Genomic DNA, 359 nt, shown 5'->3' on the forward strand with positions numbered 1-359 from the left:
GCGGCAAGTTTGGATGTATTGGTGCAGCGGCATACGGTACTACGCACGAACTTCTACAGCGGCTGGAAAGATGAACCACTTCAGGTTGTGTATCGGAATAAGCGCAGCGAACTGTATGTAGAGGATTTGCGGGATATGGAGCAAGAGCGGCAAAACGAGTACATCCTCGAATATACGCGCAAAGACAAGCAAAGAGGCTTTGATCTGGCGCAAGATGCTTTGATGCGTGTGGCCGTTTTGCGCACAGGTGAGGATGCGTACCGTTTTGTATGGAGCTTCCACCATATCGTGATGGACGGCTGGTGCTTGTCGCTGGTGACAGGCGAAGTGTTTGCGAGTTATTTTGCGATACTGGCTCA

1 protein-coding gene is annotated in these 359 nt (G+C 51.0%); it reads left to right on the top strand.

The window, feature by feature from the left end; genetic code table 11:
- A partial coding sequence (locus ACL9RM_RS26605) for a condensation domain-containing protein (protein WP_414126716.1) occupies window positions 1-359 on the top strand: 359 nt, incomplete at both ends.

This window comes from Paenibacillus sp. S29 (assembly GCF_049319765.1).
In the GTDB taxonomy this organism is placed as follows: domain Bacteria; phylum Bacillota; class Bacilli; order Paenibacillales; family Paenibacillaceae; genus Paenibacillus; species Paenibacillus polymyxa_B.